At 34.7% G+C, this 18,352-nt stretch carries 11 protein-coding genes; 6 read left to right on the top strand and 5 right to left on the bottom strand.

Annotated elements, in window-relative coordinates; genetic code table 11:
* Nucleotides 1–3 precede the first annotated feature (3 nt).
* The 5 genes from F6K40_RS07075 (at nucleotide 4) to F6K40_RS07055 (ending at nucleotide 10,727) form a co-directional block, all read left to right on the top strand.
* Nucleotides 4–2,028 (top strand): autotransporter outer membrane beta-barrel domain-containing protein, encoded by a 2,025-nt coding sequence (locus F6K40_RS07075; protein ID WP_293133359.1) that lies wholly within the window; start codon nucleotides 4–6, stop codon nucleotides 2,026–2,028.
* 70 nt (nucleotides 2,029–2,098) lie between these two features.
* Nucleotides 2,099–2,335 carry a hypothetical protein gene (locus F6K40_RS07070; protein ID WP_293133357.1) on the top strand — a complete coding sequence of 79 codons (237 nt, stop codon included), beginning with the start codon at nucleotides 2,099–2,101 and terminating at the stop codon, nucleotides 2,333–2,335.
* A 254-nt stretch (nucleotides 2,336–2,589) separates the two neighbouring features.
* Nucleotides 2,590–5,259, top strand: a complete 2,670-nt coding sequence (locus F6K40_RS07065; RefSeq protein WP_293133355.1) for a hypothetical protein — start codon at nucleotides 2,590–2,592, stop codon at nucleotides 5,257–5,259.
* Nucleotides 5,260–5,437: 178 nt separating this feature from the next.
* The gene (locus F6K40_RS07060) at nucleotides 5,438–8,578 is read left to right on the top strand and encodes a contractile injection system tape measure protein (RefSeq protein ID WP_293133353.1); all 3,141 of its coding nucleotides are present in this window, start codon (nucleotides 5,438–5,440) and stop codon (nucleotides 8,576–8,578) included.
* A gap of 709 nt (nucleotides 8,579–9,287) precedes the next feature.
* Nucleotides 9,288–10,727: a trypsin-like serine protease gene (locus F6K40_RS07055; protein WP_293133351.1), complete on the top strand. Its 1,440-nt coding sequence runs from the start codon at nucleotides 9,288–9,290 to the stop codon at nucleotides 10,725–10,727.
* Nucleotides 10,728–11,201: 474 nt separating this feature from the next.
* On the opposite strand, the gene F6K40_RS07050 is transcribed toward F6K40_RS07055, so the two are convergent.
* The 5 genes from F6K40_RS07050 to F6K40_RS07030 form a co-directional block, all read right to left on the bottom strand.
* Nucleotides 11,202–12,179: an ATP-binding protein gene (locus F6K40_RS07050; RefSeq protein ID WP_365670520.1), complete on the bottom strand. Its 978-nt coding sequence runs from the start codon at nucleotides 12,177–12,179 to the stop codon at nucleotides 11,202–11,204.
* Between the two features lie 5 nt (nucleotides 12,180–12,184).
* Nucleotides 12,185–12,715 (bottom strand): hypothetical protein, encoded by a 531-nt coding sequence (locus F6K40_RS07045; protein WP_293133347.1) that lies wholly within the window; start codon nucleotides 12,713–12,715, stop codon nucleotides 12,185–12,187.
* 224 nt (nucleotides 12,716–12,939) lie between these two features.
* Complete coding sequence (locus F6K40_RS07040) at nucleotides 12,940–13,467, bottom strand: AlbA family DNA-binding domain-containing protein (protein ID WP_293133345.1); 528 nt, start codon at nucleotides 13,465–13,467, stop codon at nucleotides 12,940–12,942.
* Nucleotides 13,468–13,990: 523 nt separating this feature from the next.
* The gene (locus F6K40_RS07035) at nucleotides 13,991–14,980 is read right to left on the bottom strand and encodes a threo-3-hydroxy-L-aspartate ammonia-lyase (RefSeq protein ID WP_375340554.1); all 990 of its coding nucleotides are present in this window, start codon (nucleotides 14,978–14,980) and stop codon (nucleotides 13,991–13,993) included.
* Between the two features lie 415 nt (nucleotides 14,981–15,395).
* Nucleotides 15,396–15,917: a pentapeptide repeat-containing protein gene (locus F6K40_RS07030; RefSeq protein WP_293133337.1), complete on the bottom strand. Its 522-nt coding sequence runs from the start codon at nucleotides 15,915–15,917 to the stop codon at nucleotides 15,396–15,398.
* A gap of 793 nt (nucleotides 15,918–16,710) precedes the next feature.
* Between F6K40_RS07030 and F6K40_RS07025 the strand changes: the two genes are divergently transcribed.
* Complete coding sequence (locus F6K40_RS07025) at nucleotides 16,711–17,832, top strand: Rid family detoxifying hydrolase (RefSeq protein ID WP_293133334.1); 1,122 nt, start codon at nucleotides 16,711–16,713, stop codon at nucleotides 17,830–17,832.
* The last annotated feature ends 520 nt before the right edge of the window (nucleotides 17,833–18,352 follow it).

The following is an 18,352-nucleotide window of genomic DNA, read 5'->3' as shown; positions in this document are numbered from 1 at the left end:
ATTATGAGTGCACAAAATAGAGACAACTTAAAAGAAAAATTTAAACAGGGTGCAATCCCTTCTGGACAAGATTTTGCAGATTTCATTGATTCTGGTCTGAATCTTGCAGAGACGAGTACAGAAATAGTAAGTGGTAGTTTACAGGTACAAGGTGATTTAGTAGTAAAAAACGATAGTGTCAATATAGGCACATCAACTTCAAACCTAAATGTAAGTGGAGATTTGACGGTAGGAGGCGACCGCTTAGTAGTAAACAGCACAGGTGTGAGTATTGGGAATGCAACTACAACAGAAGTTTTCAAAGTGCATGAAGATCGCTTAGTAGTAAACAGCACAGTTGTGAGTATTGGGAGTGCAACACCGCTAGAGGTACATAGTGACCGCTTAGTAGTAAATGACAGTGGTGTGAATATAGGGACATCAACAACAATCACAGCACTAGAGGTAACTGAAGAGTTGACGGTAGGGAGCGATCGCTTAGTAGTAAGTGATAGTGGTGTGAATATAGGGACTTCAACAACAATCACAGCACTAGAGGTAACTGAAGAGTTGACGGTAGGGAGCGATCGGTTAGTAGTAAACAGCACAGGTGTGAGTATTGGGAATGCAAGTGAGCTAAATGTCACAAGTGGAGATTTAACAGTAGGAAGCGATCGCTTAGTAGTAAACAGCACAGGTGTGAGTATTGGGAATGCAACTTCAACAGAAGTTTTCAAAGTGCATGAAAATCGCTTAGTAGTAAACAGCACAGGTGTGAGTATTGGGAGTGCAAGTGAGCTAAATGTCACAAGTGGAGATTTAACAGTAGGAAGCGATCGGTTAGTAGTAAACAGCACAGGTGTGAGTATTGGGAGTGCAAGTGAGCTAAATGTTACAAGTGGAGATTTAACAGTAGGGAGTGATCGCTTAGTAGTAAACAGCACAGGTGTGAGTATTGGGAATGCAAGTGAGCTAAATGTCACAAGTGGAGATTTAACAGTAGGAAGCGATCGGTTAGTAGTAAACAGCACAGGTGTGAGTATTGGGAATGCAAGTGAGCTAAATGTCACAAGTGGAGATTTAACAGTAGGAAGCGATCGGTTAGTAGTAAACAGCACAGGTGTGAGTATTGGGAATGCAAGTGAGCTAAATGTCACAAGTGGAGATTTAACAGTAGGAAGCGATCGGTTAGTAGTAAACAGCACAGGTGTGAGTATTGGGAATGTAAGTTCAACAGAAGTTTTCAAAGTGCATGAAAATCGCTTAGTAGTAGATGATAGTGGTGTGAATATTGGCACATCAACTGAGCTAAATGTAAGCAGTGGAGATTTAACAGTAGGAGGCGATCGCTTAATAGTAAACAGCACAGGTGTAAGTATTGGCACATCAACTGAGCTAAATGTAAGCAGTGGAGATTTAACAGTAGGAGGCGATCGCTTAATAGTAAACAGCACAGGTGTAAGTATTGGAAATGCAACTTCAATAGAAGTTTTCAAAGTGCATGAAAATCGCTTAGTAGTAGATGGTAGTGGTGTGAATATTGGCACATCAACTGAGCTAAATGTAAGCAGTGGAGATTTAACAGTAGGAGGCGATCGCTTAGTAGTAGATAATAGTAGTAGTAGTGTGAGTATTGGGAATTTTATTTCAACTTCACCGGAACCAGTAAACCTCTATGTAAGTGGGGATTTGCGGGTAAGAGGCACTATCCATCCACCGATAGAATTCACTTCACCGGAACCAGCAAACCTCAATGTAACTGGAGATTTAACGGTAAGCAACAAACTCATTCAAGTGAAAAAGTATACAATATCAAGCGGTAATACTGAGAAACAAACTGATTATCAAACATTAGATTGGATTTGTGTAATTGCTGGTTTTGATTTTCAATCAAGTACCGGAAAAAAACAAGTCAGTCAGCTTTCCGTTTATACCGAAAAAGATGGTGATATATGGAAAATTAGAGCAAACTCGATGTATCCTAATACAACCGTTGAGGTCTGGGTAATGGCAATTAGTACAAAAATTGCTGGATTTATAGACGCTTAAGTTAAACCGTAAACTTGTATGGATTAGTAAATACAAGTATCGAAATAGTTCCAATATCTATAAAACTAAGATGAAAGAACAACTCAAACAACGTCTCGAAAAACTCAGAAATGAATTAGCATCAGGACAAAAAATGGTGGCAGATTTAAAAGCTAAACAAAAAAATCTCAATCAAACTTTACTGCGTATTCAAGGTGCAATTCAAGTATTAGAAGAAGAGATTGTTAAAAGAGAGCAAGATGACTTTGCTGAGACATTAGACTTTTCAAAAAATCAGGTTATATCAAATCCGGTTAAACAGTTATAGATTGCTCCAGTCTTTAGGAGTTAGAAGTCAGGAGTCAGGAGTCAGGAGGGGAGAGAATTACAAAGATTGAGTAGTTATGATGATTTGAGATTTTTTTTATGTCCAATCAAGCGGATTTGATATTAAGAGTCTAAAAAATTTAGTTCAACCTATCTATCAGACAATTGCTCAAAAACAATCCTCGACCAATCAATTAATTTCAGATAAATTAACTTCAGAAAATAGTCCGCAGCAATAAATTACTAATAACCAATATGAATGAAGAGCTTACCATTTCTAATACTCCTCCCGAACATCCAGGTATGGATTTTACTGGGTTGCGGGAAGAGGGTATTCAGCATATCCAAGAGCTAGGAAGTCAAATCTGGACAGACTACAATACCCATGACCCAGGTATTACTATCTTAGAGCAGTTTTGCTATGTCATAACTGATTTAAGCTATCGACTTAACTTCGAGATGAAGGACTTACTTACACCTCATCCTGAAGATGCTGAAGAAAATATAAAACAGTTTTATACAGCTAGAGAAATTCTCAGTGTTAATCCTCTGACTATTAATGATTATCGGGAAATATTAATTGATATTGATGGTGTAAAAAATGCTGAATTAAAACCAATTGAGCATACAGAACCTTATATGTTTTACGATAAAAGTAATCATAGTTTAACTGTTAATTCTACTGAGGAAAATGGTGAACGGGTCTATTTAAAAGGACTTTATGAAGTAATTATTGAACTAGACGAAAAGATAACAAGAGACGCAAAAAATCTTAAAAAAGAAGTAGCATCTAAACTGAACGAGCATCGAAATTTGTGTGAATATTTTTTCGGTGATGTTACTATATTAGAGATTGAAGAAATTACTGTAGAGGCACATATTGATATAGAAGATGACTCTAATGAAACAGAGTTAATGCAAAAGGTCTATGATGAGTTATATAATTATATTTCTCCTAGGTTAGAATTTTATTCTTTAAAAGAACTACAAGATGAAGGTAGAAATACTGAAGATATTTTTGAGGGATATCCTCTTGAACATGGTTTTATTAAAGACGAAGAATTTGATATCCTGATGAAGAAAAAAGCATTGTATACTTCTGAATTAATTGAGAAGCTTTTAAAGATTGAAGGGATAAAAACAATTAGAAGTATCTCTCTTTTAAGTAGTTTTGATCCAGAACAAGAACCACAAAAATGGGTGTTACCATTAGCTCCTAATCAAACACCACGACTTAACGATGATATTCCAATTACTTTTTACAAAAGAAACCGTTCTTATCCTCTTGAGATTGACAATAATGACAATAATGACAATAATGACTTGGAACTATCAGAATCAGGGCAACAAGCACAAGATATTCCTATTCCAGTAGGAGAGTATAGAGAGTTATCTGACTATGAATCAATCCAAAATGAGTTCCCAGTTAATTATGGTATTGGAGAATTTGGTTTACCTGCTTCTGCAACTACGGAACGCAAAAGTCAAGCAAAGCAGTTACAAGCTTATTTGATGTTTTTCGACCAGATTTTAGCTAATTATTTTACTCAACTAGACCATACTAAAGATTTGTTTTCTTTCCAAAATGAGGATAATCAAACCTACTTTCCTCAGGATATTTCTAGTTTTCCTGGTGCGGACGAAATCCTAAATTCAAATGGTTCTGCAGACAAGCAACCAGAGGATTTATGGAAAGAGAAAGAAATTAATTTAGAAAGAAAGAGTCGTTTTCTAGATTATTTAATGGCACAGTTTTGTGAAAAATTCACAGATCCTTCTTTGCTTTTATATAAAAGTAAAATTTCACCAGAAGCTCAACAGATTCAATTGCTTAAAGATTTGTTAAACTTCCTGAAAGATTTGTTGAAATTACAGAATGCAATTCCTTTAAAATTACTGAATGAAATATTTTTCAACTTACTGAAGGAAGTAGCTTTAAGGTTCAATATTAAAAATAAAAATCAAGAACCTATTTCATTGTTAAACGAATATATTCAAAATGAAACTGCTCTACTTAATTTAAAGCAACAGATTAAAGATAAAATTAATTTTTTACAAAATTATCCTCAAATTAGTGCTGGTAGGGGTCAAGCATTTGACTGTACTAATTCTCAAGAAGTTTGGGATACAGACAATGTTTCAGGATTAAAGAAAAGAATTTGTGCCTTATTAGGAATGCCTTACGATCGAGTATCTCTTTCAGAATCCGATGAAATAGAAGGTTTTCATTTAATTGAGCATATTTTACTTCCTGTTAATCAGGATGAATTTTTTACTGTAAATTTGGGTTATCCAATTTCAAAGTTTGAAACAGAAAAAGAAGAAGAGGAGAATGAAACAGAAAAAGTTACTTGTACATCTGAGAAGCATGGACTTTCAAATGATGAAGCAATACAAATATTTGATTCAGGAAGCTATAATGACGATTACACTGTTAGGAACGTTGCAGAAGATACATTCAATATAGAAAAAGAATTTTCAGCAGAACCAAAAACAGGAAAATGGATACATAAAGAAGCACACAAAGATCCTTTTTCTTTTCAAATCAGTTTTGTTTTCCCTGATTGGATAGGTCGCTTTAAAGACAAAGATTTTAGAAATATAGTTTATGATATTATTACTGCAGAAACACCAGCACATATAACTCCTTATATTCACTGGTTTGGTAAAGGTCAAATGGAATATTTTGAGAGTGTTTACTTTCAATGGTTAGATGAAATTATGAATGGAACAAATAATAATATTAATCTTACTAATGAAATGATCAAACTATTATCAATTGATAAGTTTCATGGTATTGGATATATGATGATTTGTGGAGAAGATGAAGATTGTGAAGAAAATGAAGATTGTCAACTAAATGAAAAGTTAGAAAAATTTAAAATAATACCAGACAAATACGATCCATTAAAATTTGAAGGATAAGCATTTACGGCAATTAGCTCCCAAATTATATTATCAATTATAAATGACTACAAGCCTTTATTTTCGTATTTATTAAGAATGAGACTATTAAATTGCTGAGTCAGTCGTTTTCAGAATTTTCTCTATAACTGGGTTGGATATACTTGAATCCTTACATAATCGATTAAATTATTTACCCGTGAAGAAACAACGACATATTATCAAAAAACAGGTTATAGAACTTAATTTAAGTTCACAACGAGATGCTTTTGCATTACAAAATGAGGTAAGTAGAATATATCGTCAAAAGGTTGTTCCTCTAATTGATAATTTATTAAGTCAGTCGATCGCTCCAGATACAATACATAGAATTAATACTCTAGATATTAATTTAGGAAATATTGATATTAATAATCTAGAAGAGGATTTGATTGAGAAAGTTACTGAACAAATTAAACAACAACTGGAGATAGAGTTTAGCTCTTCTATTAAGGAAAAAAATATCTTTGAGTCTGGTCAAAAAAATGTCGATAGCAGTAATTATTCTGATTCTCAACAAGAACGTAAATTGAAAAATTTACAAGTGTTTAAGATTGAGAATAAGAGGCGATCGCAACTAGAAATTTTGAGCTACTTCGTAGAAACAGGAATGCTTCCTTGGTGGGCGGAAAATTTCAGCAAACAGGACTTAGAAAAATGTTGCGATTATCTAATTACAGATTCACCTATTCAGGTAAAGTATATTATTGAAAAAAGCTTAAAAGATATCAAGAGGTTACAGCGTTTAATTTACCAATTTTCTGATGTAATACTCCTAAAAATAGTCAGTTTATTTACTGGAGATTTAGTCAAGTTTATTGCTAATTATAATACAGATATTAAGTCTATTTTTGAACAACTAGAGCAGACGAGAAATATTCCTATAGCAAAATTAAGATTTCAGAGATGGGAGGGAATATTATTGAGTCTCTCTCCTAGGGATAATACTAAAGTAAATAAGCTCAGTTTGGTCGAAGCAAATTTATTACTTATAGCAACCAGTAATGGGATTAATTATACTGAGTTGTTCAATAGTCTTGTTACTAAAATAGAGTATCTACTTGGAGAAGGAAGAGAATTTAAAAGCGGACTTCCAGAAATCTTAGAAAGTCTGAAAACTTCTGACTCAATTCTAGAAAATATTCCGGGCGACTCTAGGGAGAAGGAATTTTTAGAATCTGGTCAAAAGTTAAGTGAAAATCAACGGATATTAGAAAGATATAAACAGCAAATTCAACAACTTAATCGGCAAATAGAAAATTTATTACAGGAACTCAAAACATCTAATGTAGTAGAGGATAAATCTAATTTAGAAATTAATGAAAATCTGAAAACTTCTAAATCTATTACAGAAAATATTCCGGGCGAGTCTAGGGAGAAAGAATTTTTAGAATCTGGTCAAAAGTTAAGTGAAAATCAACGGATATTAGAAAGATATCAACAGCAAATTCAACAACTTAATCGGCAAATAGAAAATTTATTACAGGAAATCAAAACATCTAATGTAGTAGAGGATAAATCTAATTCAGAAATTAATGAAAATCTGAAAACTTCTAAATCTATTACAGAAAATATTCGGGGCGAGTCTAGGGAAAAAGAATTTTTAGAATCTGGTCAAAAGTTAAGTGAAAATCAACGGATATTAGAAAGATATCAACAGCAAATTCAACAACTTAATCGGCAAATAGAAAATTTATTACAGGAAATCAAAACATCTAATGTAGTAGAGGATAAATCTAATTCAGAAATTAATGAAAATCTGAAAACCTCTAACTCAAGCCCAGAAAATATTGCCGCCGACTCTAGAGAAAATGAATTCTTAAAATCTGGTCAAAAGTTAAGTCAAAATCAACAGATATTAGAAAGATATAAACAGCAAATTCAACAACTTAATCGTCAAATAGAAACTTTATTACAGGAACTCAAAAATTATGCTTTAGTCGAGAATAAATCCGATTCAGAAATTAATGAAAATCTGAAAACCTCTGACTCAATTCCAGAAAATATTGCCGCCGACTCTAGAGAAAATGAATTCTTAAAATCTGGTCAAAAGTTAAGTCAAAATCAACAGATATTAGAAAGATATCAACAGCAAATTCAACAACTTAATCGGCAAATAGAAACTTTATTACAGGAACTCAAAAATTCTGCTTTAGTCGAGAATAAATCCGATTCAGAAATCTTAGAAAGTCTGAAAACCTCTGACTCAATTCCAGAAAATATTGCCGCCGACTCTAGAGAAAATGAATTCTTAAAATCTGGTCAAAAGTTAAGTCAAAATCAACAGATATTAGAAAGATATCAACAGCAAATTCAACAACTTAATCGGCAAATAGAAACTTTATTACAGGAACTCAAAAATTCTGCTTTAGTCGAGAATAAATCCGATTCAGAAATCTTAGAAAGTCTGAAAACCTCTGACTCAATTCCAGAAAATATTCCTGGCGACTCTAGGGAGAAGGAGTTTTTAGAATCTGGTCAAAAATCAAGTCAAAATCAACGGATATTAGAAAGATATCAACAGCAAATTCAAGAACTTAATCGGCAAATAGAAAATTTATTACAGGAAATCAGAAATTCTAGTCTAGTCGGGAATAAATCCGATTCAGAAATTAATGAGAATCTGAAAAATTCTCAATCCGTCACAGAAAATATTAGTGGCGAGTCTAGGGAGAAAGAATTCTTAGAATCTGGTCAAAAGTTAAGTCAAAATCAACGGATATTAGAAAGATATCAACAACAAATTCAGCAACTTAATCGTCAAACTAAATTTGTAGATTCCGTTAATAATTTTAGTGAGTCCGATGAAATATATGTTCGCAATGCAGGATTAATTTTATTATGGCCATTCCTCAAGCGTTTTTTGCTCAAAATAGGACTGGTACAAGAAAATCTTTTTATTAACATCACATCTGCTGAACGGGCAGCTATTTTACTCCAGTATATAGTCGATAACTCAACAGAAATACCTGAATATATTTTACCTCTTAATAAAATACTTTGTGGTATAAATTTATTAGAACCAATAGACACAAATTTAGAAATCACTAAACAAGAAATAACAGAATGTGAAAATTTACTATCTGCTGTAATTCAAAATTGGTCAATTTTAAAAAATACATCTATAGAAGGATTTAGAAAAGCTTTTTTGCAACGAAAAGGTATTTTGAAAATTCGTGATGGTAGTTATCTACTACAGGTTGAACGCGAAACTTACGATATCTTACTAGATAGAATTCCTTGGAGCATACAAGTTGTTAAACTACCCTGGATGAATAACATTTTATATGTGGAGTGGTAGATGGGTTTTGTTGCAGAAAAAGTCATAAAAAAACAACGAAGTATTTAATAATTAATAATGGCTTTGTTGCATGAAAGTAGCGACAGAACATCCGTTCCGCTTTTCGGTTGTTCCCGACATGAAAGGTGAACCTAGTTGCAGCTATATCACCCTATTTCTATAGATTGATGCTTTATATCAAATCCGCTTGATTGGACATAAAAAAAATCTCCTATCTTCATAACTACGCTCATCTTTATGATTGTCTCTCCTCCTGACTCCTGACTCCTGACTCCTGACTCCTCTTGAGTTAAGCAATCTATAACTGTTTAACCGGATTTGATATTATTCATTTGTTGACCAATAATTAAATCGCTCAAAGCCTTTACAGGTATAAGTTTCAGCCTTTTTTTATCAAAGATTGATGCTTTATTCATTTGTTGGCCAATAGTTAAATCGCTCAAAGCCTTTGCAGGTATAAGTTTCAGCCTTTTTTTTAATACCGAAGATAATTGATTTATTTATTGGACAATAGTTGTAGAAGTATGAAGTACATGGATCTTAAGCTTCTGCGGTAGCTATATGTTTTCATACAACAAAGCCATTAATAATTAATAACTGATAACTGATAACTGAAATGACTTGGGCATAGCGCTACACAATACTGATGCTCCTGAACTTGATATGAGACATGATACAATTAAGTGGACTTCACTTGAGGAAATATCTAATGGTAGCAGTTTCTAGCAATGACCCTAACGATACAGAATTTATCGTCCCCTCCGATCAATTTACTGGAGTTGTTCGATTTGAAAATACCACTACAGGAGAGATTTGCACGGGTGCCTTACTAGCTGGTGATGGCCTTCATATTCTGACGGCCGCCCATTGCTTTAATAATGAGGATGATTCGGCCAACTTAAGTCCTAACCCTGATGATTATGTAGTTACCTTTGAATTAGCTGATGGCACTTTTCCAGAAATAGATGTCGAAGAGATTTTTATTCATCCTGATTGGACAGCCAATAACAGCAGTGATAATGATGTTGCCATCATTAAGCTCTCTAATGAAGCGCCTGACGTTGAGAGCTATGAAATATATCGTGATACTGATGAAATTGGGGAAACTTTTACCCGTGTAGGTTATGGTTTACGTGGAACTGGTACAACTGGTCAGATTTCCTCTCCAGAGGAAGACCCTCCTGTCAAGCGTTTTGGACAAAATACTTATGATGCCTTAAGTGATATTTTTAGCGATCCTCCTAATAATCTTCAAGCGCTAGAAGGTACACAGCTTGCCTTCGATTTTGATAGTGGAGAACCAGAGAACGATGCTTTTGGTCTTGAATATGGGTTGAATCAGTTGGGAGTGGAGCGAGAGGTTAATTCTACAGCAGGAGATTCTGGAGGTCCCGCCTTTATTGATGGCCAAATAGCTGGCTTCACATCCTATGGTTTTTCTCCATCTACTGATGGTATAGATGTGGATGATATCAGTGGTAATTCCACTTTCGGAGAATACAGTGTTGATACAAGGGTTTCAGCTTATGCTAGCTTCATTGATAATATTCTTCTTTTGTCACAAACCGGAACTAGAGAAAATGATACTTTAGTTGGTGGTACTGGTAACGATACTATTAATGGAGCTCGTGGTAACGACAGACTTGTAGGAAGAGATGGTGATGACTTGTTGATAGGTCGCCGTGGTAAGGATATTTTGTTAGGAGGAGCAGGTGATGATGTTCTAGAAGGAGGTATTGGTCGCGATCGCCTTAATGGTGGTGCTGGCAATGATACACTCAGTGGGGGTGGCGGTATTGACCGTTTTATCTTTAATACTAATGAGCAATTTCAGTCAGAGGATGTTGGTATAGACGAAATTACAGATTTTTCCCAAACACAAGAAGACATTCTTCTTCTAGACTTGGGAACTTTCACTGCTATTGACAGTGACTCAGGAACTGGGTTCAGCATTGCAGATGAATTTGCTACAGTTGCGAATGACGGACAAGCAGCAACTTCGGATGCGGTTATTGTCTATAACAGTAACAATGGTAATTTGTTCTATAATCCTAATGGTAACGCAGCGGGTTTTGGCAGTGGGGGTCAGTTTGCTACTTTGACAAATACTGTATCTTTAGAAGCAGAAGATTTCTTCCTTAGAAGTTAGCATCCTGTGCTGATAGTGTGATCATAAACCGGGTTTTTCATCCATTGATAATGGATAATTGATAATTACCTCTCCCTTTTAAGTAGGGCTTGCTGATTAAATATAAAAGCATTGACAGATAAAGGTTTTAGCCTTTTTATGTCTTGAAAAAGTACAAGGTTTTTGTTCTAGGGATCTCAAAAAGTTAGGATTTTGAGTTGACTGTGGCAGAAAAATCAAAGGATAATTTTTCCTCCTGCCTCCTCGCTCATTCCCCATTCCTCCTGACTCCTGACTCCTAACTCCTGAGGACTACCCTCACCCATAAGACTTTTTCAGCAAACCCTAAGTAGAGGATTTACTAAAAGGAAAAAAAATAAATTTTTTCCCTTGAAAGGGGAGGTTTTTAACCTGAATTATTTAATTATTTAATTATTAATTATTCGGTGAGAGATAGATATTAGTATGGTAGAACATTTAAAACAAACCCGGTTTTTATGTAAATTTGTCATTTTGGTTCGATACAGTTTTATATGCTTGCTGTGGATGATGAGGTTTGTCTGGATATTGAAGTTGTAAGTTACCTTCTTTTAGCATAGGGTTAATATAATTAGCTCTAATACTATCTGGAGTTCGAGCTAAAAGTTCAGCTAATGTTTTGAGGTTTAGATACCCATTTGAGCATAGATTAAGAATTGTATTTCTCATTAGTTCTCGATTTACCCGTTTCTTTTCTCTAACTGGAATTGCAATATCTATTAACAGTTGTTTTTGATTACGATCGGAGCTAGATTCGTTACGATCGGAGCTAGGTTCGTTATGATCGGAGCTAAATTCGTTACGATCAGAGCTAGGTTCGTTATGATCGGAGCTAGATTCGTTATGATCGGAGTTAGATTCGTTATGATCGGAGTTAGGTTCGTTATGATCGGAGCTAGTCAACAACGAAAATAAATCAAGCTGACCTTGGTTTGGTAAATTGTAGCGTGTACCTTTCCCTTCGCCAGATTTTTCCAAATAATCATTATTAACTAAACGTTTTAAACATCTACCTATATCTGTAGGATGCTCTTTTCTATAACGTTGAATATCTGTATTACTAACTGCTCCAAATTTATGAGTAATTACCAAAATAATACGTTCTAATTCTGTTAAGTTGGAATAGTTATTTCCAATTATTTGCTTTAATTCTTTTTCTACATTTTCTGGTATAAAACTAACCATTGGTAATAATAAAGATGTGCTTTCTACATCAAGCTTTTCTGATACCAAAGGAATAAACCATTGTTGTTCTTTCCATGCTCCAAGAATTTTCCCAAATCCAGAACCTGCTTTTTCTCCTAATCCTAACATTTGAAACATTTTTTGTAAGGTAGGATTGCGAGGATCTGTATGACCACCTTCATACAAAAGATTAATAGGTATTCTGAGGCGACCGGGATTAGAAAATGCAAAACCTTGTTGGAACTTGATGATAACTAATGATTTTGTAGATAGATGTCGGCATGAATTAAAGTATTTGCTAATGCTTCTCTTATACCTTGATGAACATGAGTTTCTTCTCTGCGAGTAGCATTTTTATCAAGTTGAAATGGTACATCTAAATCCTTGACCAAACGACTATAAACACGATAATAAAAATTAAATAAGTTTGGTTCCCATCTACCATCAAGAGTTAAACGATAATCCAACCTCTGGTCTGGATCACTAGAGAAACGTTCTTGATAATCTAAGTGGTAATAAGGAAAAGCATCTAAAATAGTGCGTTCGCGACCAAACATAAGTAACCCTGCATGAGTTAATCCCTCTTTATTTGTGTCGCGATCGCGTTTCCATCCTCCCAATTGGAGGAGTAAATTTTTATCGTCAAACGCTAACCAAGGATGTTCCGGTTCTCTATTACTAAAACGTTGCCGAAATGCTTTCAGAGTTTCTGAATCTAGATCGTTCAAATTAAAATTATCTAAAATTTGAGAATCTTGAGGTTCACTACTAGCATCTCGCAACATCTGCTTGACATACTCCCGACGTTACCCTTCTATTCCCCCCTTTCAAAGGGGGGTTAGGGGGGATGGAAAAATAGGGATTCTTCAGCCTGGGAAACCCTGACTGCTGTTTTGACAGAGGTGATGTCCTCCCCCTGTGTTCGTTGAACTTACGCTCAATCAACAGTATTGTAATAAAATACCTCCTATTTGTCAAGGGGAGCATAACGTTTAGGATATGGAGGTATCTAACCGTTGACCCGGGGTTTCCATCTCTGAGTTCCCCTCCCCCCTTGGAAAGGGGGTTTAGGGGGGATGGAGAGCTTTGACTTCCCTTCGGGGAAGTTAATTTCTATTTCGGTGCAGCGGTAGTCTCCAGAATAGTCACGTTTGTAAGTTCCTGTCATCAGATTATTATTAATATAAACAGGACGTTGAGTACGGGTTGCTCTAGGAATTGAAATAATAATAAGTCTACTACTGTCAATTTCTTTAATTTCTAGATGAGAATTAGAGCAAATAGGAAAACTCAATTTTTCACGATTATTATGATTATTCCAAAATTGGGTTATTAAATTTTCTGGGTTATTAACTCCTGAAATAATAAATCCATCATCAGCTTCGCTAACTCCTAATATTATATAACCACCATCTGTATTTGCAAAAGCTGAGAGAGTTGGCCAAATATCTTTGGGTAAACTATTTTTAGCAGACTTAAACTCAATCTCTTGGTCTTCTCCAATATCTATATGTTCTAATAAAGTATCTAAATCCATCAGTTTAAATTGTTTGATTTTTCAATACATTGAATTACTATTTATTTGAGTTTTTCAATTTTAAAATTGATAGGTTAAATTATACCAATCCTAAATGGTTTGTGAAAAAAACTGTAGGGGTTTGGTTTCCAAATCCAAGCGGAAATACAATACAGTTCAGTTAAGGATTTTCTTTTGGCAGTAATGATTTGTGAAAAAACATTAATTGATACTTGATAATGGTAATTTGAAAAGTTTATTTAATGGTTCGATTCCATAGCAGTTTCAGTCTTATCTAAATGGTATTGAGCTAAAAAAGGGTTTGGAGACCAAACCCCTACATTCATTAATTGATAATTGATAATTACCTAGTTGTTAAAACCCTTGGCAATTCGGTAAGAAAGAAAAGTTTATTTAATGGTTCGATTCCATAGCAGTTTCAGTCTTATCTAAATGGTATTGAGCTAAAACAGGGTTTGGAGACCAAACCCTTACATTCATTAATTGATATATGGCAACCTTTTTAGGATTGCTATACTTACAGTCAAACAACAGATTTAAACAGCTCCCATACCTGTTTTAAATCTACATTTCCGCCACTAATAATTACTCCCACTCTAACACCAGAAACTTTAACAGTATTTTCTAATAAAGCTGTTGCTGCTAAAGCTCCAGTTGGTTCTATTACTAACTTCATTCTTTCCCAAATAAAATACATTGTTCTTAAAATTTCTTCCTCCGAAACCGTCACCATATCATCAACATAATTCAAAATTAATGGAAAATTCAATGTACCCAAATAGGGCGTTCTAGCACCATCAGCAATAGTATTAGGATTATGTACACTTTGCAGAGTTTGAGAATAAAAAGACCGAGTAGCATCATCCGCATTTTTCGGTTCAACTCCCACAACTCCGCAGTTTTTTAATAGATTTTTAGTAGCGATCGCGCAACCAGAAAGTAAACCACCGCCTCCACAACATACTAATAATAAATCCAAACTTTCTACCTCTTCAATTAACTCTAAAGCAGTCGTACCTTGTCCGGCAATAATATCAGGATGGTCATAAGGCGGAATAATTATATAACCTCTTTCTTCGGCAATTTTTGCAGCTAACTTTTCTCTATTTGTTTGATTTATATCGTAGAAAATTATCTCAGCTCCATAACCACGAGTAGCAGATTTTTTAACTTCTGGAGCATTATTTGGCATCACAATAGTTGTGGGAATATTTAATAATTTGCCTGCTAGAGCGATCGCCTGAGCATGATTTCCAGAAGAATAGGTTAATACGCCCAATTGTTTTTGAGTTTCTGATAGTTGAGATAGAGCATTGTAAGCTCCTCTAAACTTAAATGAACCTGTCCGTTGAAAATTTTCACACTTAAAAAATACCTCACAATTAGTCAGTTTATTTACAGTTGTTGAAGTTATTACAGGTGTGCGGTGAGCTACAGAATATAAATTATTAGCTGCTGCTGTAATTTGATTGTAATTAACTGCAATATTATTAGTAGATTTTGAATTATACATAGACATATTTCAATAAATATAGCAATCTTAAATAGCTTTTTAACAATTAATAATTAATAATTACCTCTCCTTGAAAAGAAGAGAATTGACTAATTATGAAAATTTTTATTTATTATATAAAATCAGGTTATACAGTAATCGCATTCAAAAATCCTCAACTTACAAATATTCTATTGAATACGAATTTAAAAATTTATGCATTTTCATTTCCTTTCTTACTCCTAACTCATTACTCATTACTCATTACTCCTCAGTAATACGATAACTAATTACCCGGATTCTATATTATTCCCTATCCAAGGGTAGACTTTAAACCAAAATTTTTCGGTAATATTTGATCGTAGGGGTTTGGTCTCCAAACCCAATTTGGTCTCCAAATCCAATTTGGTCTCCAAACCCAATTTGGTAATTAATATTATTTTTGGTCTCCTAAACATTGAACTCTTTGTTGAGAAAAAATTGGTCTTGGCTGAAATGATTCTAAACCACGACCATCATAAATAGTTGCTCCATCAGGCATTTTTGCTCCTTCTAATATTACTCCTTCTGTCAAAGCACCTTCAAAAATAGCGCCACTTAAATCTGTCTTGCTCAAGTCAGCACCTCTGAGGTCAACCCCACGGAGATTAGCATCTACTAAATTAGACCATTCGAGATTAGTATTTTGTAGGTTAGCATTAGTTAAGTCAGCACAAGTAAAGTAAGAAGAACTGAAATTACTGTTGCTTAAGTCGGCATTTTTTAAGTTAGTTTGTCTTAGTTTTGCACCTCGTCGTCTGATGTTACTAAGGTCAGCTCCACTAAGGTCGCATCCTTGACAAACTGCTGATGAGTTATCTAAAAATTGCCGGAGTTGTTCGACGTTTTCTGCGAGGATAGGTGTTGCTAAGGAGCCAATTATTAACAGGGTAATAGTGATAATTTTTTTCAGTTTCATAGTGGTTAATTTTTATTCAGGTTAACATCTATAATATTACAGCAAATTTAAAGTATATGAAGTGCAAATATTCAATAATATCTCCCCTTTGAGGGCGAAGTTTAAGTCAAATATTTGTAGTGCGGGCATCTTGCCCGCTACAGGTTTACTTAACCCTTGATGAAATAGCAGTGTTATTAATTATCAGCATAATATTTTTGGGAAAATTAATCGTTTTCTAGAAAGATAATTAGGTGGAAATATATTTATTTGATAAATTTAGGAATTACGGAAATAAACCCAGTTTCTACGATACATTATTTTTAATAAAAGATGTCTACAATAAACCGGGTTTCTGGGTTCCCCTACGTAAATTATGAAATTGTTGAGTATCAATAATGGCTTTGTTGCATGAAAGTAGCGTTCTTAACATCCATTCCACAGTTTACAGCGCTTTTCAGATTGATGACACCGGCACAACCAAAACCTTGTAGGGACGTTCCATGGAACGTCCCTACAAGGTCTACCGAAATGAAAACTCCTTTAATCGCTCTAAGCACGCGATTATTGATGTTCTATTTACTATTGTCCAATAGTTAGAGCTGACAGTTTAAATCTCAAAACCTTTACAGGTAAAAGTTTCAGCCTTTTGATTTCAAAGATTGATGTTTTATCTAACTATTGTCCAATAGTTACAGCAGTTTCAGCGCGTTATTGTTGTAGATATGGGTCCCAAGTGCGGCAGCTATATACTTTTATGCAACAAAGCCATCAATAATAGTAAAATTAGAAAAAGTTAATCAAGAGGTAAATTATGGATGCTCAAGAAGAATTCCTAGAAGAATATGAAGATGGAGAAAGACACTTCTCCAAGCGAAAACTAATGGGAATAGACCTTGAAGGAAAAGATTTAACAGGTATAAATTTCTCATTAGCAGATTTATTAAATGCAAATTTAACTCAAACAAATTTAACAGAAGCTAACTTAGAAGCTTCAAATTTACTGGGAGCAGACTTAAGTAAAGCAAATTTGTCTAAGGCAAATATTGTGGAAGCAAATCTGTCAGATGCAGACTTAAATGAGATAAATTTAAGCTATGCTGATGTTCGATACACAAACTTAAGCAATTCATCTTTAAAGAATGCAAACCTAGTTGGTTCAAAATGTACAGAATCAAATTTTAGTAGAGCAGAACTGCAAGAAGCAGATTTGAGTAAAGGAGGTTTTAAAGATACTAATTTTATTCTCGCTAAATTAAATAATGCCAATTTGAGAAAGTCAGACCTAAGTAATGCCGACTTAAGTGTAGCTTCTCTCAAAGAAGCTAATTTAGAAAGAGCAAATTTACAAGGAGCAAATTTAATAAGGGCAGATTTAGAAGGAGCTAATCTTAGTAAAGCAAATTTATCTGGCGCTAAAACTTATTTATGGAACATAAAAGATGCAGACTTTACTGATACTATAATGCCTGATGGGAGAAAATTTACTAATGCTGAAATACCCACCGATAATCAACCAACAAAAGAAACAATAAAAGAAAACATGACAACTCGTAAAATAATCAAAACTGACAAAGCACCAGACCCAGTTGGCCCATATAATCAAGCGATCGCCACAACTGGCCAAATGCTCTTTATCTCTGGTCAAATAGCGATCGACACCAGAATTAATCAAATAGTCTACACCGAGGACGTAAGTAAACAAACGGAACAAGTCATGGCAAACCTCGAAGCTATCCTCACTGAAGCAGGAGCAACTTGGTCAAATGTTGTTAAAACCACAGTCTACCTGAAAAACATGGACGACTTTGCCACTGTCAATAACATCTACGGCAAATATTTCGACTCCGAAAATGCACCTGCTCGTGCTTGTGTAGAAGTAGCACGTTTACCCAAAGACGTACTTGTAGAAATTGACTGCATTGCTGTAATATAGAAAGTTTTAGCGCTTTTCAAATTGATGAACCACATCGTCGCAACCAAAACCCTGTAGGGACGTTCCATGGAACGTCCCTACTGTGTTATACTCAACTGAAAAGCGCTGTAATTAAGGATTCAAGCCTCGTTCCTCACCAGCGAAAAAATCAAAAATATTTTCCTTATTTCAAGCCCCTGACTTTAGGGTTATAATTTTGAATTTTGAATTGATATGACTTCTGAGTTCTGACTTAACCTATATTTTCCGGATATTTTGTATAGAACTGTGACTGAAAATACTGAAATCTTCCATTTAGGTACTTAGTTATGCTTGACATACTCCCGACGTTGCCCTTACGGGACCCATAGGGATTCTGAGCGTCTGGGAAACCCTGACCGCTGCGCATGACAGAGGTGATGTCCTCCCCCTGTATTGACATTGATAATAACAAAATGCTCCTAGCTTGTGTCTTGGGCATATGAACGTTTAGCTTATGAAGGTATCCGAATCCTGGCCCAGGCTTTCATCCCGACGCTCC

It is taken from the genome of Okeania sp. SIO3I5, from assembly GCF_010672085.1.
GTDB lineage: Bacteria > Cyanobacteriota > Cyanobacteriia > Cyanobacteriales > Microcoleaceae > Trichodesmium.
This window is presented reverse-complemented; position numbering and strand designations above follow the sequence as displayed.

Coding starts and splice junctions, on each gene's coding strand:
- F6K40_RS07075 (WP_293133359.1), top strand. CDS start 4: ATGAGTGCACAAAATAGAGACAACTTAAAAGAAAAATTTAAACAGGGT.
- F6K40_RS07070 (WP_293133357.1), top strand. CDS start 2,099: ATGAAAGAACAACTCAAACAACGTCTCGAAAAACTCAGAAATGAATTA.
- F6K40_RS07065 (WP_293133355.1), top strand. CDS start 2,590: ATGAATGAAGAGCTTACCATTTCTAATACTCCTCCCGAACATCCAGGT.
- F6K40_RS07055 (WP_293133351.1), top strand. CDS start 9,288: ATGGTAGCAGTTTCTAGCAATGACCCTAACGATACAGAATTTATCGTC.
- F6K40_RS07045 (WP_293133347.1), bottom strand. CDS start 12,715: ATGTTGCGAGATGCTAGTAGTGAACCTCAAGATTCTCAAATTTTAGAT.
- F6K40_RS07040 (WP_293133345.1), bottom strand. CDS start 13,467: ATGGATTTAGATACTTTATTAGAACATATAGATATTGGAGAAGACCAA.
- F6K40_RS07035 (WP_375340554.1), bottom strand. CDS start 14,980: ATGTATAATTCAAAATCTACTAATAATATTGCAGTTAATTACAATCAA.
- F6K40_RS07030 (WP_293133337.1), bottom strand. CDS start 15,917: ATGAAACTGAAAAAAATTATCACTATTACCCTGTTAATAATTGGCTCC.
- F6K40_RS07025 (WP_293133334.1), top strand. CDS start 16,711: ATGGATGCTCAAGAAGAATTCCTAGAAGAATATGAAGATGGAGAAAGA.